Origin of the sequence: Streptomyces sp. B15 (genome assembly GCF_018070605.1) — a bacterium.
Classification (GTDB): domain Bacteria; phylum Actinomycetota; class Actinomycetes; order Streptomycetales; family Streptomycetaceae; genus Streptomyces; species Streptomyces smyrnaeus.
This window is the reverse complement of sequence record NZ_JAGPXJ010000011.1, coordinates 1-15,345: the sequence shown is the minus strand read 5'-3', so window position 1 is coordinate 15,345 and position 15,345 is coordinate 1. Positions and strand designations below refer to the sequence as shown.

Genomic DNA, 15,345 nt, shown 5'->3' with positions numbered 1-15,345 from the left:
ACAGGAGGACCCCGTGGCCAAGACGCCCAGGTTCACCAGGCAAGGAAAGACGGCGGACGGCAGTGGGGACGAGTCGGGCGACGGCTCGCGCGGCTCCGTCCAGCAGCAGCCCCCGGAGCACGGCAAGCACCCGGTCGATCAGGGCATGCCGCCGCTGAAGTTGTTCACCAGCGGCCTCCAGCACGTGGCCGCGATGTACGCGGGGGTGGTCGCGCCGCCGCTCGTCATCGGCGCGGCCGTGGGCCTCTCTCCGACCGAACTGACGTTCCTGACCGGCGCCAGCCTCTTCATGGCCGGCATCGCCACCCTGCTGCAGACCCTCGGCATCTGGAAGATCGGCGCCCGGCTGCCGTTCGTCAACGGGGTCACCTTCGCCACCGTCGCGCCCATGCTGGCCATCAACAAGTCCGAGGGGCCCGCCGACGCGCTGCCCGTCATCTTCGGCGCGACGATGGTCGCCGCCGCGCTCGGCTTCCTCATCGCCCCGTTCTTCAGCAAGCTGGTCCGCTTCTTCCCCCCGGTCGTCACCGGCAGCGTCATCACCCTCATCGGCGTCTCACTGATGCCCGTCGCCTTCAACTGGGCGCAGGGCGGCAACGCCGAGGACCCGCACTACGGCGACTTCAGCAACATCGGCATGGCCGGGCTCACCCTGTTGATCGTGCTGCTGCTGCGCCGGTTCACCACCGGCTTCCTCAAGCAGATAGCCGTGCTGATCGGCCTCGTCGTGGGCACGCTGATAGCGATACCCGTGGGCATCACGGACTTCACCGCGGTGCGGGAAGCCGACATCGTCGGCTTCCCCACCCCCTTCCACTTCGGCGCCCCGCAGTTCGCCATCGCCGCGATCATCTCGATGTGTGTGGTGATGCTGGTCTCGATGACCGAGTCCACCGCCGACATGCTGGCGCTGGGTGAGGTCGTCGACCGCCCCTCCGACGAGCCGACCATCGCGGCCGGCCTGCGCGCCGACACGCTCGGCTCCTTCGTCAGCCCCTTCTTCAACGGCTTCCTGTGCAGCGCCTTCGCCCAGAACATCGGGCTCGTGGCGATGACCCGCATCCGCAGCCGGTTCGTCGTCGCCACCGGAGGCGGCATCCTCATCGTCATGGGCCTGTGTCCGCTCGCCGCCAGCCTGATCGCGGCCGTACCGCAGCCGGTGCTGGGCGGGGCCGGAGTCGTCCTGTTCGGCTCCGTGGCCGCCAGCGGCATCCAGACGCTGCTCAAGGCGGACCTCGGCAAGGACAACAACGTGCTGATCGTCGGCACCGCGCTGGCCGTCGGCATGATCCCGATCGCCGCGCCGGACTTCTACCACGCGTTCCCCGAGAGCGCGAAGATCCTGCTCGACTCCGGTATCTCGACCGGGTGCGTCACGGCCGTCGTCCTCAACCTGGTCTTCAACCACCTCGGTCGCTCCCGCCGCGACGAGGAAGTGGTGGCCCACCCCATGGAACCGGGCGAAGGCATCCCGCACCCCAGGGAGAGCACCCCCGCGTAGCGCGGGGTACCGCTCCCTCAGCGGCTCCCTCTCCGCCGCTTCCGCCCTTCCCGCCGCAGTGGCGCTCCGCCACGACGCAGGTGTCCGGCGGTGTCGAACCCAGCGGCTGGTCCGGGTCCGGCACCGCCGGTTGCCGTCGTGTCGGAGTCCTCGCCGTCGCGGCGCGGAGCGGGAGCGCGGCACTCAGCGGGCGCGCGGTGGAGGGGAGCGCCGCGGGGAGGACGTCAGCCCTCCACGGCCTGCCAGAAATGGGCGAGGATCTCCGCGAGGAAGTCCCGCCCCGCGTCACGGGAGGACGCCGACGCCGGCTGGCCCCAGCCCAGCGATGCCGCAGTCGTCGAGTGGTACGCCGCGTGCAGACCACGCAGCCCCTCGGCGACGTACTCCCGCGGCAGCGGCACCAGTTCGCAGACAGCCCCCACATGCGCCTGCCACCGGGTGGTGGCGGCCTTCCGCAACAGGCGCGCCAACTCCTCGTCGCGGCCTGTGAACTCGATCAGCGCGGGCACCGGCAGCCGCAGCACTTCGGCCAGGGCGTCGGCCTGCCGAGCATCCCCCGCCCACACACCGGTCTCCTCGACCTCGGCGTACTCCTCGGGCGCCATCCCGATCTCCCGTGCCACATCGGTCGGGGAGACCCCCAGCGCCAGCCGGTACTCGCGCAGCGTGCCGGGGCTGCCCATCAGATCGGCCGCCGAGCACCACAGCGCGCCCGCGAGCGCGGACAGTTGCTGTTCGTCGGGTGCGGCCACCCCGGCCTCCCATGCGGCGACCGTGCGCGCGTCGATCTCCATGCCGTACGCGGCGCGCATCCCGTACGCGACATCCTCCGGGGACAGCCGCAGCCCTTCGCGCAGCCGTCGCGCGGCCGCGCTGTCGAACGACCTTCCTGCCTGCCCCCGTGACGTGCCGTAGTGCATCGGCTCACCGTAGGGAGCCGGGTGTCCGGCTGCCTACCGTGCGTTCGCCCGAAGACCGAGCTCGTAGAAAGCTCCACGAATCCGCTGCCGGCTCCTTCAGTCGGGGCGGCAGTCGAACCGGGCCTCGGCGGCGAGCAGTGGGCTCAGATCGGCGCCCGGCGCGTGTTCGACCGGCTCCGCGCCCGGGGTGAACAGCCGCGCGCCCGCCACCAGACCGCCGAGCTCCAGGGTGTCGTGCGTGCGCCGCAGCCAGGTGCCCTCCCGCAGCCCGAGCACGGGAACGTCGTTCTCCTCCAGGAACTGCCGCAGCCGCTCCTCGCGGGTCTCTCCCATATGGGCGCTGCCGGGCACCGGGTCGAGATAGTGCGGATTGATCTGGAAGGGGACCAGGCCCAGCGTGTGGAAGGACACCGGCTGCACGATGGGCATGTCATTGGTCGTCCGCAGCGTGGGGCAGGCCATGTTGGTGCCCGCGCTCGATCCCATGTAGGGCACCCCGTCCGCGCGGACCCGTCGTGCGACGGCATCCACCAGGCCGTGCCGCTGGAGCGACTTGAGCAGCCGGAAGCTGTTGCCCCCGCCGATGAAGACGGCCTGCGCCGAGGCGACCAGTTCGCGGGGCTCGCGGGCCGTGTGCGCGCCGCGCACCCGGATACCGAGCGTGTCCATGAACGCGGCGACCTTGGCGGTGTAGCCGTCGTGATCGGCCAGCGCGTACGGGACGAACAGCAGCTCGGTCACCCCGTCGAGATGCTCGGCGATCACCTCCCGGGCATGGTCGAGGTAACTGTGGCCGGGGGCGGCCGAGTTGGACAGCAGCAGCAGCTTCATGGGATGTCCTTCCGTTGCGGGGCGGGTGGTCGAATCAGGTGCGGGGTGTGCCGGGACGGCGGTCCCGTGCCCGGCGCGGGGTGAGCAGCTCGCCCAGGCTCTCGGCCGCGGCGCGCAGCGGGACCAGCAACTCCTGCTGCTTCCCGTCGAGATGCTCGTGCGGCCCGACCAGGGTGAGCGAGCCGACCGGTTGCGAGCGCACCAGCACGGGCACGGCCAGACCGGCTGTGGCCGGGTCGTACTCGCCCTTCGAGTAGGCGAAGCCGTCCGCCGGTACCCGGCACATCAGCTCCTCCAGCTCCGCCGGGTCGGTGACGGTCAGTTCGCTGAAGCGGGCCATGGGGCGCCCGTAGAGCAGGGCCGCGCGCGCACCCGGGGTGAGCATGCCGAAATAGGCGCGGGAGGTGGCGCCCGCGTGGCCCGGGTACAGCTCGTCCGCCAGTCGGTAGGCGCGCAGCGGGCCGAGCGTGCCGTCCGCCGAGTCGACGCAGCGCAGATGGGCGCCGTCGGGCACGGCGAACAGCGCGGTCACCCCGCTGACGGCGGCCAGCTCACGCAGCGCGGGCCGGACGAGCCCGGCCATCCCGCCGTGCCGCTCCCAGGCTGTGGCCATGTGCCAGACGGCGGGACCCAGCCGGTAGCGCCTGGTGACGGCGTCGGACACCAGGAAGCCCCGGTGTGCGAGGGAGGCCAGGAGCCGCTGGGTGACCGACTTGTCCCAGCCGAACTCCGCCGCCAGGTCCGTCACGCCCCACTCGTCCCGGTCGTGGGTGAAGGCGAGCAGGACGTGCAGGACGCGGTCCGCGGTCTGGAGCGGTGCTCCTCGATCGGTAGTCACAGCTCGACTCTATCGCTGACCGGGTCGCTGTCCCGCATATAGGGAAAAGGTTGCTCTCAGGGAGTCGTAGGGGCAAGGTTTCGGCCACAACCGCTCCACCCGGCACCGTCGACCTGCTCGGTACCGGGCACCGACGGCACAGTCGCACCACCCCGTACCAAGGAGCCCCCGTGCTCAAGCACGTACTCGACGTCATCGAACTTCTCGACCGGCCGCAGGCCGACGGGCACTCGCTCGCGGCCCATCTGCGCGGAGTGCTCGACCGGGCGACGGAGGAGGCGGGCGCACCGCCGCGCGGCGCCGCCCCCGCCCGGCCCGACATCACCGTGAGCCGCGTCGAGGGTGCCAAGGGCGGCACCGACTTCGTGAAGGTCGTCGTCCCGGGCAGCGCGGGGGCCCGCTCCGGCGGCAGCGCACCCACCCTCGGCATCCTCGGCAGGCTCGGCGGTGTGGGCGCCCGCCCCGAGCGCATCGGCATCGTCTCGGACGCCGACGGCGCGGTGGCGGCCCTCTCCGCCGCGGCCAAACTGCTCGACATGCACGCCAGGGGCGACGTGCTCCCCGGCGATGTGATCCTCAGCACCCATGTGTGCCCCGACGCGCCGACCCGGCCGCACGACCCGGTCCCGTTCATGGACTCGCCGGTCTCCATCCTCGACTGCAACCGCGAGGAGGTCGACGAGGCCATGGACGCGGTCGTCTCCATCGACACCACCAAGGGCAACCGCCTGCTCAACCACCGGGGCCTCGCCCTCTCGCCGACGGTCAAGGAGGGCTGGATCCTCCGGGTCAGCGACGATCTGCTGGGCCTGCTGGAGACGGTCACCGGCGAGGACGCCCGGGTGCTGCCGATCACCACGCAGGACATCACGCCGTACGGCAACGGCGTCCACCACATCAACTCGATCATGCAGCCCTGCGTGGCGACCTCCGCTCCGGTGGTGGGCCTCGCGCTGACCACCCGGCCCGCCGTCGCCGGCTGCGCGACGGGCGCCAGCCATGAGCGCGACATCGCGGCGGCGGGGCGCTTCGCCGTCGAGACCGCGAAGGAGTACGGACGCGGAGTGGTCCGCTTCCACGACCCCACCGAGTTCGCCCGCCTCGTGGACCGCTACGGCCCGATGACCCATCTGCAGTCCACCGCCGGAGCCACCGACGAGTGACCGGCGCCCGGGACCGCCCCGCACCGGTCCCGGGCCGTCCCGCCGACGACGCTCCCGGGCCGCCCCGCCCCCAGCACCTGCACGGAGCCACCATGAGTAACCCGTCCTCCCCGCCCCCGACGGCGCAGCCCGGCCGAGCGCGGGCCCACCCCAGGGCGCTGGAACCCGTCACCCTCGTCGTGACGGTGCTCCTCAGCGTGCTCGGTGCCGTCATCGGGCTCGTACTGATCACCACCTTGGGCATCGCCCCCAACACCTCGGTGATCGGCGCGCTCATCGCCATGCTCATCGGCCGCGTCTCCTTCGCCGCGCTGTCGCGGATGCGCGACCCGCAGCGGCAGAACCTGGTGCAGTCGGCGATCTCCGGATCCACCTTCGCCGCGGCGAACTCGCTGGTCACCCCGATCGCCGTGCCCTTTCTGCTCGGCAAGCCGAACCTGGTGTGGCCGATGCTCGGCGGTGCCGTCATCGGGCTGGCCGTCGACAGCTGGGTGCTCTACCGGGTCTTCGACTCGCGGCTGCTGCCCGCCACCGGGGCATGGCCGGCGGGTATCGCGGCGGCCGAGACGATCAAGGCGGGGGACGAGGGCGGCCGCAAGGCCAAGCTGCTGGGGCTCAGCGCGGTCGTCGGCTTCCTCGGCTCCCTCTTCAAGCTCCCGATGAGCGCCGCGGGCGTCGCCTTCCTCGGCAACATCTGGGCACTGCTGATGTTCGGTGTCGGCCTGCTGGTCGCTCAGTACGCGCCGACGATGCTGCACGTCGACCTCGCGGCGAACTACGTACCGCACGGAGTGATGATCGGCGCGGGACTGGTCGCACTCGTCCAGGCCGTACTGCTGATGCGGGACCGCAGGGGCAGGGCGGCGGGCGGTGCCGCGGACGGCTCCGCGGTGCCGGAGCGGGCAGCGGAAGGCGGCCGGGCCGCACAGCGCGAGCACGGCGACTTCACCCCCGATGTCCGTACGGTCGACGCGCCGCGCCTGCGGCGCGGGCTGCTGGAGGGGCTGGCGCTCTTCGTCACGGGGGCCGTGCTGATCGCCCTGACGGGCGGGATCGCCGCCGACATGGGCGGTGCCGGGCTCGTCGGCTGGGTGCTGCTGGCCGGTGTCGCGGCGCTGGTGCACCAGCTGATCGTCGGGCTGGCCGCCATGCACTCGGGCTGGTTCCCGGCCTTCGCCGTCACCCTCATCTTCCTGATCCTGGGCCTCGTCCTGGGGATACCGATGGTGCCCCTGGCCCTGCTGGTCGGCTACGCCGCCTCGACCGGGCCCGCCTTCGCCGACGTGGGCTTCGACTTCAAGGCCGGATGGCTGCTGCGCAAGGGGGCGGTGCCCTGGCACCCGTACGAGATGGCGGGGCGACGGCAGCAGTACATCGCACAGCTCGTCGGATTCGCGGTCGCCATCCTCGTCGTGGTGATCGCCTGGAAGCCGTTCTTCGAGGACGGCCGGGTGCCGCCGGTGGCGCAGGTGTACGTCGACACCATCAAGGCGGGCCTGTCCGACTCGGACGCGGGGACGCTGCTGGTTCTGTGGGCGATCCCCGGGGCGCTGATCCAGTTCTTCGGCGGCTCCTCGCGCCAGATGGGCGTACTGCTCGCGACCGGACTGCTCGTCGCCACCCCGCAGGCGGGCTGGCTGGTGCTCGCCGCGCTCGCCGTCCGGTTCGGCTACTCCCGCTGGACGGCGCGGCGTGCCAGGGCGGCGGCCACGGACCCGCGGATCGACGCGGACAACGACCTGGCGCTGGTGGGCGCGGGACTGGTGGCGGGCAGCTCGCTGCACGACGTCAGTCAGATCTACAAGGCGCTGTGACCGTTCTGCAAGGCGCTGTGCCCGTCGCGCGCCACGCACGACGGCAACCTACCGAGAGGAGCATGGAGTTGAGCGGCGGCACAGGGGCCGGATCCGGTCCGGCACTGGGGCTGGTCACCATCGGGCAGGCGCCCCGGACGGATCTGACCGGGGACATCGAGCCGCTGCTGGGCGGCCTGGGCGTGTCCGAGCACGGCGCCCTGGACGATGAGGTGTTCGACGGCGCGGAGGGGGTCCGCACCCGCACCGCCCTGGCCTCCGCGCCGGGTGAGGCCCCTCTGGTCTCGCGGCTGCGCGACGGCACCTCCGTCGTGCTGGGCCACGACGCGCTGGCACCGCGGATGCGGGAGGCCGTCGCACGCTGCGAGGCGGACGGCGTCGCGGTGACGCTGCTGCTGTGCACCGGCAACTTCCCGCCGGTGCCGGCCGGCCGTCCGGTGCTGCAGGCCGAACCCCTCGTCCAGCAGGGCGTCCGCGCGCTCGTCGGCGACGAACCGGTGGGCATCGTGTGCCCACTGCCCGCGCAGGCAGCCGATGTGGCGCGGCGTTGGTCCGCGCTGCTGCCCGGCCCGGTGCGGGCCGAGCCCGCCGACCCGTACGCGGCGGACGCCCACGAGGCGGTCGCCTCGGCTGCCGAGCGGCTCGTCGCGGGCGGCAGCAGCCGGCTGGTTCTCGACTGCATCGGCTACACGGAGTCGATGCGGGGTGCTGCCGCCCGGGCGGGCGGCCGCCCGGTCCTGCTGGCCCGCAGCCTCGCGGTGCGGTTGGCCGTGGAGGCTGCCGCGGCACACCCTGCTGCGCCGCGCCGGGCGAGCTCCAGGCCCCCAGGGATTAAGCCCCCAGGGACTTCAGGGCGTCGTCCGTGAGGCGGTAGACCGTCCACTCGTCCTGCGGGCGGGCGCCCAGCGACTCGTAGAAGGCGATCGAGGGGGCGTTCCAATTGAGCACCGACCACTCCAGGCGCTCGTAGCCCCGCTCGACGCACAGCCGGGCGAGCTGGGTGAGCAGCGCCTTGCCGTACCCGCCCCCGCGTGCCGCGGGCCGGACGTACAGGTCCTCCAGATAGATGCCGTGCACCCCGCGCCAGGTGGAGAAGTTCAGGAACCACAGCGAGAAGCCCACCGGGTCGCCGGCGGCGTCCTCGGCCAGATGCGCGTAGGCCGCCGGGCGCTCGCCGAACAGCGCCTCGTGCAACTGCTCCTCGGTGGCCCGTGCCTCCTCAGGCGCCCGCTCGTACTCGGCGAGCTCACGGATCATGGTGTGGATGACGGGGATGTCGGCGGGAACGGCGTCGCGGATCATGCCCACAGCGTATGCGGAGCCTTCCGCGGGGACGCGGGGGCTCCGGTGCCCGACCTCTGCGCCATCTGCCCGTTATGCTGCGATTTGCCCTACACCAGCTGACGAGGAAGGGGTGCGCGGCATGCCGACCGAGGCCGAGTCCCCCGAGACCGGGTCCCAACCGGCCGAACCGCGGCGGGGCTTCACCTTCCCCAGCGCCCTCACGGTGCTGGCGCTGGTCACGCTGCTCGTCTGGGTGCTGGCGTTCTTCGTGCCGTCCGGCCGCTATGAGCGCGGTGCCGACGGGGCGCCCCGGCAGGGCACCTACCACCGCGAGTCCGCGGGGCTCGGGCTGCTCGACCGGTTCAACGAGCTGTTCCTCGCCCCGGTCAACGGTCTCTACGGGGTGCAGGACCTGCGGACGGGGCGGGTCGGCCCCGACCTCACCGGCGAACTCTACGGTGCCGCCGGGGTCTTCTTCTTCGTATTGGCCATCGGCGCCTTCATGACCGTCGTCTTCGCCACCGGCGCCATGGACCGCGGCATCGGCCGCCTCGCGCACCGGCTGCGCGACCGGGGCAGCCTGCTGATCGTCGGCGTGATGCTGGTCTTCTCCCTGCTGGGCACCGTGGAGGGCTTCGCGGAGGAGACCCTGGGCTTCTACGGGCTCATCGTCCCGCTGATGCTCGCACTGGGCTACGACCGGATGGTGGCGACCGGCACCATCATCCTGGGCGCCGGGATCGGGGTGCTGTGCTCCACCGTCAACCCCTTCTCGACGGGTGTGGCCTCCTCGGCGGCCGACATCTCGCTCGGCGACGGCATCGCGCTGCGTGCCCTGATGTGGCTGGTGCTCACGGCGGTCACCATCGGGTATGTGGTGCGGTACGCGCGCCGGGTGCGGGACGACCCCGCGCGCTCGCTGTCCGGCCACCGGCCCGGCGACCTCCCCGTCGGACCTCCGGCAGTCCCCCGGTCTCATCTTCGTTCGACCGGGGGCACCCCCATCGGCCCAGGGGGGAGCCGTCCGCAGGCCGCCGGGCGCAGCGAGGCGGACGAGCCGCCCCCGCTCACCGGCCTGCACAAACTCGTCCTGGTGACGGTCACCCTGGTCTTCGCCTTCATGATCTTCTCGGTGATCCCCTGGGCGAGCGCGCTCAGCGGGGAGGCGGACGCGGCGCCCTACGACTGGGAACTGGGCTGGTCCTTCCCGCGGTTGGCGGCCCTGTTCCTGTGTGCGGCGGTCCTGGTGGGGCTGCTGACGCGGATGGGGGAGCAGCGGTTCACCACCACCTTCGTCCAGGGAGTCGGGGAGTTCGTCGCGCCCGCGCTGGTGATCGTGCTGGCCCGCGGGGTGACGGTCATCATGAACAACGCGAAGATCACCGACACCGTCCTGCACTCCATCGAGGGGGCGGTCACCGGCGTCCCCTCGACGCTGTTCGCCGTGATGGTCTTCATCGTCAACCTCCCCCTCGCCTTCCTCATCCCCTCCACCTCCGGCCACGCCACCCTGGCCATGCCGATCCTGGCGCCACTCGCCGACTTCGCCGGCGTCTCCCGCGCCGTCGTCGTCACCGCCTGGCAGGCGGCCAGCGGCTGGATGAACCTGTGGGTCCCCACCACCGCCGTCGTCATGGGCGGTATCTCTCTCGCCAAGGTCCGCTACGACCGGTATCTGCGCTTCGTCGTCCCGCTCCTGGGCCTTCTCGCCCTGCTGATCACGGGTTTTGTCGCCCTGGGCGCGGTGCTGGCGTAGCCGGACGGGCCAGGTTTGCCCCGCTCGAAGCTGGGCAGCGGAACCCGAATGAGTACGGGGACGGGTGAAGGGGGACTCATGGCGGTCACACTGGGCGAGGAAGTCACGCTGCTGGCGCTGGACGACGAATCCGGCGCCGCCAAGGGCCGCTCCGCCGCGGGATGGGCCGCCGCCGGCGGCATCCTGCTGGAGCTGACGCTGGCCGGGCGCCTGGCCGTCACCGACGGGCGGCTCACCGTGCCCGATTCCGCACCGACGGGCGACACGCTGCTGGACGGGCGTCTCGGGAAGATCGTCGAGTGGCTCGGCCGCGACGCCAAGGGCAAGATCGGCGACTGGCTCGCCAAGGACCAGCCCAAGGCGTTCGACGCCGCCGTGGAACGCCTCTGCGAGCGGGGCGTGGTCACCGAGCACAAGCGTCGCACGCTCGGCATCTTCACCACCCGCCGCTACCCCGAGGTGGACGGCTCGGCCGAACGCGAGCTGCGGCACCGGCTGGAGGACGTCGTCCGCTACGGCGCCGAACCGGACGAGCGCACCACCGGGCTGATCGCCCTGCTGCACGCCGCCGGCCTCCACGGGGTGGCCTTCCCCGGCGTCCCCCGCAAACAGGTGGCACCGCGCATGGAGGCCATCGCCGAGGGCCAGTGGGTCGCCGACGACGTCCGCCAGGCCATCGAGAACATGCAGGCGGTGCTGGTCGCCGTCACGGTCGCCACCACGACCGCCACAACGGTCGCCACCATGTGAAACGGCCCCCGCGCCCCGTGAGGGGCGCGGGGAACGGCGCGCTCGGCCACAAAGCACCCTCGGACTGCTGCGGGCGAGCAGGGGCATCCCCTCAACAGCCGTCGACTCAGCCGCGCAGCATCTGGTACGCCGGAGTGGTCAGGAAGTCCTCGTACTCCTCGTCGAGCGCCACCCGCAGCAGCAGGTCGTGGGCCTGCTGCCAGCGGCCCGCCGCGAAGGCCTCCTCGCCGATCTGCGCGCGGAGCGCGGCGAGTTCCTCCGCCGCCACCTGCCGCGCCAGCTCGGCGGTGACCTGCTGACCGGTGTCCAGCACGACGCCCGCGTTGATCCACTGCCAGATCTGGGAGCGGGAGATCTCCGCCGTCGCCGCGTCCTCCATCAGGTTGAAGATGGCCACCGCGCCCAGCCCGCGCAGCCAGGCCTCGATGTAGCGGATGCCCACCTGCACGGCGTTGCGCAGCCCCTCGAACGTCGGACGGGCCTCCAGCGAGTCGATGGCGATCAGGTCGGAGGCCTTGACGGCCCCCTCGACGTCCTCGCGCAGCCGCTCCTTCTGGTGTGGACGCTCGCCCAGTACGGCGTCGAACGACGCCTTGGCGACGGGCACCAGATCGGGGTGGGCCACCCAGGAGCCGTCGAAGCCGTCCTCGGCCTCACGGTCCTTGTCGGCCCGGACCTTCTCGAAGGCGACCTCGTTGACCTTCGCGTCCTTGCGGGAGGGGATGAACGCGGCCATGCCGCCGATGGCGTGGGCCCCGCGCTTGTGGCAGGTGCGCACCAGCAGTTCGGTGTAGGCGCGCATGAACGGCGCGGTCATCGTCACCGCGTTGCGGTCCGGCAGCACGAAACGCGAGCCCGCGTCGCGGAAGTTCTTGACGATGGAGAAGAGGTAGTCCCAGCGGCCCGCGTTCAGCCCGGCGGCGTGGTCGCGCAGCTCGTAGAGGATCTCCTCCATCTCGTAGGCCGCTGTGATCGTCTCGATCAGGACGGTGGCGCGGACGGTGCCCTGCGGGATGCCGCAGTAGTCCTGCGCGAAGACGAACACCTCGTTCCACAGCCGCGCTTCCAGATGCGACTCGGTCTTGGGCAGGTAGAAGTAGGGGCCCTTGCCCAGGTCGAGCAGCCGCTGCGCGTTGTGGAAGAAGTAGAGCCCGAAGTCGACCAGTGCGCCGGGCACCGGCTGCCCGTCGCAGACCAGGTGCCGCTCGTCCATGTGCCAGCCGCGCGGCCGCACCACGACCGTGGCCAACTCCTCGGCGGGCCGCAGCGCGTAGCTCTTGCCGGTGCGCTCGTCGGTGAAGTCGATGCGCCGCTCGTAGGCGTCGGTCAGATTGAGCTGGCCGCCGATCACGTTCTCCCAGGTGGGCGCCGAGGCGTCCTCGAAGTCGGCGAGCCAGACCTTCGCACCGGAGTTGAGGGCGTTGATCGTCATCTTGCGGTCGGTGGGACCGGTGATCTCGACCCTGCGGTCCAGCAGCGCGGGCGGGCAGTCGGCCACCCGCCAGTCGCCCTCGCGCACATGTGCGGTCTCCGGGAGGAAGTCCAGCGTGCTCGTTCGCGCGATCTCGGCGCGCTTCTCGGCGCGGCGCGCGAGCAGCTCGTCGCGGCGCGGGGTGAACCTGCGGTGCAGGGCGGCGACGAACTCCAGCGCAGCACCGGTCAGAACCTCGTCCTGCCTCTCAGGCCGCTGCCCTGGGTCGACGCCGACGATTTCCAGCGGGGAGGGCGCTGGTGCGGACATGGTGGGTCACTCCTTCGACGAGCGGTGATCTGCGGCCGCCGGGCGATGTGCGGTGCGGGGCGGCACGGGGTGCCGCGCCCCGTGCGGGAGGCGCGGAACGCGGGCGTGGGCAGCCTTCGGGACAGGAAGGTGCTTCTGATCAGTGGAGATTAGTTTCCTCATAGTGGAACTTCAAGAGTTTGTTGACGTCGAGATATCCCTCACGCCGATCCACCGCCGGAACCGGCCCTTCCACTGACCCCGGGTGCCACCCCGCGCCACCGCCATGCGGCCGAGCGCGCCGGGTGCCGCCCACAGCGGCAGGGGCAGCACCTCCCGGCCGGAGAACGGGAAGGGCGCGGCAGGACGCGCGGGCGGGGCTAGCCCAGCCGGTGCAGATCGTCCGGGGTGTCGATGTCGGCGGGGTCGGCGATGTCCGCGCACTCGATCAGCGCCAACTCGTCCTGCCGCTCCCGCAGATAGTCGCGCGCCCCCGCATCGGCCCGAGCGCTGCGGACGACGCCCTCCCAGTGCGCGGCGCCCAGCAGTACGGGGTGGCCTCGGCGGCCGTCGTACGCCGCAGAGGCAAGAGAGCCCAGGGAGCGGTACGCCGTCCGGACGCGGGCCACGGCTTCCGCGCCGATGCCCGGCTGGTCCACCAGGCACACCACCGCCGCCTCCACCCCGCGGGCGGCCTGCGCCCCGGACAGCGCCTGCAGCCCGGCCCGCAGCGAACCCCCCATGCCCTCGGACCAGTCCGGGTTGTCCACCAGTACGCACCCGGGCAGCAGGGCTGTCCGGCGCACCTGCTCACCGGCCGCGCCCAGGACCACGTACACCGGACCGCAGCCGCCCTCGCGCAGGACGCGCGCCGCGTGCTCCACCAGCGGCCGGCCGCCGTGCCGCAGCAGGGCCTTGGGGCGGCCGCCCAGCCGCCGCCCGCCGCCGGCGGCCAGCAGCAGGCCGGCCACGCGCGGCGCCCCACCGGTCGCGGGGTCGTCCGATGTCTGTTCCTTCTGCGTCATACGTTCATGGATATCGCACGTAAGGGGGACCCTCTCCCTCATCCTTGGGGACGATCATCGGAAAAGGCCCCCTGAAATCTCGCGTTCCGTGTGGCGCCACACGCGTAGAGTGGCGTTTACTGTCGGAATCTCCGACGGGAGCGACCAACTCCTTGGAGGAAAGCGGAACTCCCGCGCTCCATGGCGGTGCGGGACATCCCATGTGGGGGGAGAACGTGCGAAGCGAGACTGTGGGGAAACGGCGGGTGGTGACCGCCGGACACGACACCGGCGCCGACCCGCGTATCGAGGCGCTGGGCCGGGCCGTGCACCGGATGCGGCGTGCGCTGGACGCGCACCCGGCCGAACTGCGCGACCGCCGCGAGGCCGAGCGGGAGCTGGACGCGCTCGCCGCCTCCGTCCGCTCCCAAGCGCCGGTCGCCGAGGAGCTGAGGCACTCGCTCCTGCTGCTGGCGGCCGCCGTCGGCTCGGTGAGCGCCCTCGCGCTGCCGCTGGCCGCCGTCCGCGAGGCCGTCGAACTCTTCGGAACCGGCCCGCGCCCGACGCACTGATCGCTGACCGGTACTGTCTGGTCGTCTTTGGACCGGCAACGACGATCTCGGGGGCAGCGATCCATGACTGACGGAGCGGCAGCGGAGGTCTTCACTCCACTCGCTCAGGACGATCCGGCCTCGGTCGCCGGGTACCGGCTGGCGGCCCGGCTCGGTTCGGGAGGAATGGGGAAGGTCTATCTCTCGTACACCCCTGGCGGGCGTCCTGTCGCCATCAAGGTGATCCGTCCCGATTTCAGTGAGGACCCGGAGTTCCGGCGCCGTTTCCAGCAGGAGGTGCGGGCGGCGGAGCGCGTCCAGGGCCTGTACACGGCGCCGGTGATCGACAGCGACACCGAGGGGCCCCGGCCCTGGCTGGCCACCGCCTACGTTCCCGGCCCTTCGGTGGCCGAGGCGGTGTCCGCGCACGGACGGCTGCCGGTGCCCACCGTGCTGTTCCTGGTCGCCGGGATCGCGGAGGCGCTACAGGTCATCCACAAGGCGGGCATCGTCCACCGGGATCTGAAGCCCTCCAATGTGCTGCTGGCGGACGACGGGCCGCGCGTCATCGACTTCGGTATCGCCCGCGCGGCCGACGCCACCTCGCTCACCAGCAGCGGGGTCACGATCGGCACGCCCTCGTTCATGGCGCCGGAACAGGCGGCGGGGGAGCGGGTCACCGAGGCCACCGACATCTTCGCGCTGGGCCAGATCGCGGCGTACGCGGCGGCGGGCACCCCGGCCTTCGGCGAGGGCACCTCGCACGGCGTGCTCTACCGCATCGTCCACGCCGAGCCGGCGCTGGACGGCGTCCCCGACGAACTGCGCGAGCTGGTCACCCGCTGTCTGGCCAAGGACCCCGCGGACCGGCCCGGACTGCCGGACGTCCTCGGTATGTGCCGGACGGCGTCGGGCGACACCGAGCTGAGGCGGGCGGGGGACTGGCTGCCGGCCGCCGTGGCGTCGGACATCACCCACCGCGCGGCGGCGCCCGCGCCGTCGCAGACCCCGCCGCCCACCCCGACCGCCGCCCCGGCCGCTTCCGCGCAGAGCCCGACCCGGACGGCGGGCCCGGCCCCCGGCGCCGACCCCTCCGCCGGTGCCGCCGGCACGGCCCCGCTGACGGCCCAGGTGCCGCCCCCGCCCCGGCCGGCCGGGCCGCAGACCCCGCCTCCGGCGCCGCCGCTCGCCGCCCCGCCCACCCTGGCCGCCC

At 72.3% G+C, this 15,345-nt stretch carries 14 protein-coding genes; 8 read left to right on the top strand and 6 right to left on the bottom strand.

The features are described 5' to 3' along the window. The first annotated feature begins 145 nt into the window (after window positions 1–145). Window positions 146–1,501: a nucleobase:cation symporter-2 family protein gene (locus KBY19_RS07700; protein WP_221506973.1), complete on the top strand. Its 1,356-nt coding sequence runs from the start codon at window positions 146–148 to the stop codon at window positions 1,499–1,501. A 224-nt stretch (window positions 1,502–1,725) separates the two neighbouring features. Here the strand turns inward: KBY19_RS07700 and KBY19_RS07695 are convergent, their stop codons facing one another. From KBY19_RS07695 to KBY19_RS07685, 3 genes are all read right to left on the bottom strand, one after another. After that, window positions 1,726–2,421, bottom strand: a complete 696-nt coding sequence (locus KBY19_RS07695; RefSeq protein ID WP_185018401.1) for a helix-turn-helix transcriptional regulator — start codon at window positions 2,419–2,421, stop codon at window positions 1,726–1,728. Window positions 2,422–2,517: 96 nt separating this feature from the next. Next, window positions 2,518–3,252, bottom strand: a complete 735-nt coding sequence (gene pepE, locus KBY19_RS07690; RefSeq protein WP_099885007.1) for a dipeptidase PepE — start codon at window positions 3,250–3,252, stop codon at window positions 2,518–2,520. Window positions 3,253–3,286: 34 nt separating this feature from the next. Beyond that, window positions 3,287–4,090, bottom strand: coding sequence for an IclR family transcriptional regulator (locus KBY19_RS07685; protein WP_210955718.1), 804 nt, complete (start codon window positions 4,088–4,090; stop codon window positions 3,287–3,289). A 170-nt stretch (window positions 4,091–4,260) separates the two neighbouring features. Between KBY19_RS07685 and KBY19_RS07680 the strand changes: the two genes are divergently transcribed. The 3 genes from KBY19_RS07680 (at window position 4,261) to KBY19_RS07670 (ending at window position 7,933) form a co-directional block, all read left to right on the top strand. Continuing rightward, window positions 4,261–5,253: a DUF1177 domain-containing protein gene (locus tag KBY19_RS07680; protein ID WP_185018402.1), complete on the top strand. Its 993-nt coding sequence runs from the start codon at window positions 4,261–4,263 to the stop codon at window positions 5,251–5,253. Window positions 5,254–5,345: 92 nt separating this feature from the next. Beyond that, the gene (locus tag KBY19_RS07675; protein ID WP_210965451.1) at window positions 5,346–7,067 is read left to right on the top strand and encodes an OPT/YSL family transporter; all 1,722 of its coding nucleotides are present in this window, start codon (window positions 5,346–5,348) and stop codon (window positions 7,065–7,067) included. A gap of 62 nt (window positions 7,068–7,129) precedes the next feature. Next, window positions 7,130–7,933, top strand: a complete 804-nt coding sequence (locus tag KBY19_RS07670) for an AroM family protein (protein WP_185018404.1) — start codon at window positions 7,130–7,132, stop codon at window positions 7,931–7,933. Here KBY19_RS07670 and KBY19_RS07665 read toward each other — a convergent pair. Next, a complete protein-coding gene (locus KBY19_RS07665; protein ID WP_099885011.1) occupies window positions 7,899–8,369 on the bottom strand; it encodes a GNAT family N-acetyltransferase in 471 nt (156 codons plus the stop codon). The two genes, KBY19_RS07670 and KBY19_RS07665, sit on opposite strands and share 35 nt — an antisense overlap. A gap of 121 nt (window positions 8,370–8,490) precedes the next feature. On the opposite strand from KBY19_RS07665, the gene KBY19_RS07660 reads away from it, so the two are divergent. Further along, window positions 8,491–10,107, top strand: a complete 1,617-nt coding sequence (locus KBY19_RS07660) for a YfcC family protein (RefSeq protein WP_210965450.1) — start codon at window positions 8,491–8,493, stop codon at window positions 10,105–10,107. A 78-nt stretch (window positions 10,108–10,185) separates the two neighbouring features. After that, a complete protein-coding gene (locus tag KBY19_RS07655) occupies window positions 10,186–10,857 on the top strand; it encodes a GPP34 family phosphoprotein (RefSeq protein ID WP_099885012.1) in 672 nt (223 codons plus the stop codon). Between the two features lie 106 nt (window positions 10,858–10,963). On the opposite strand, the gene aceB is transcribed toward KBY19_RS07655, so the two are convergent. Both aceB and KBY19_RS07645 read right to left on the bottom strand, forming a co-directional pair. Next, window positions 10,964–12,598, bottom strand: coding sequence for a malate synthase A (gene aceB / locus KBY19_RS07650; RefSeq protein WP_099885013.1), 1,635 nt, complete (start codon window positions 12,596–12,598; stop codon window positions 10,964–10,966). Between the two features lie 359 nt (window positions 12,599–12,957). Further along, complete coding sequence (locus tag KBY19_RS07645) at window positions 12,958–13,602, bottom strand: NTP transferase domain-containing protein (protein ID WP_099885014.1); 645 nt, start codon at window positions 13,600–13,602, stop codon at window positions 12,958–12,960. A 200-nt stretch (window positions 13,603–13,802) separates the two neighbouring features. Here KBY19_RS07645 and KBY19_RS07640 point away from each other — a divergent pair, with 200 nt between their 5' ends. Both KBY19_RS07640 and KBY19_RS07635 read left to right on the top strand, forming a co-directional pair. Further along, window positions 13,803–14,153, top strand: a complete 351-nt coding sequence (locus KBY19_RS07640; protein ID WP_185018406.1) for a DUF5955 family protein — start codon at window positions 13,803–13,805, stop codon at window positions 14,151–14,153. A 63-nt stretch (window positions 14,154–14,216) separates the two neighbouring features. Continuing rightward, window positions 14,217–15,345: serine/threonine-protein kinase (locus tag KBY19_RS07635; RefSeq protein ID WP_210965449.1), on the top strand; the 1,129-nt coding region annotated here is incomplete at its 3' end.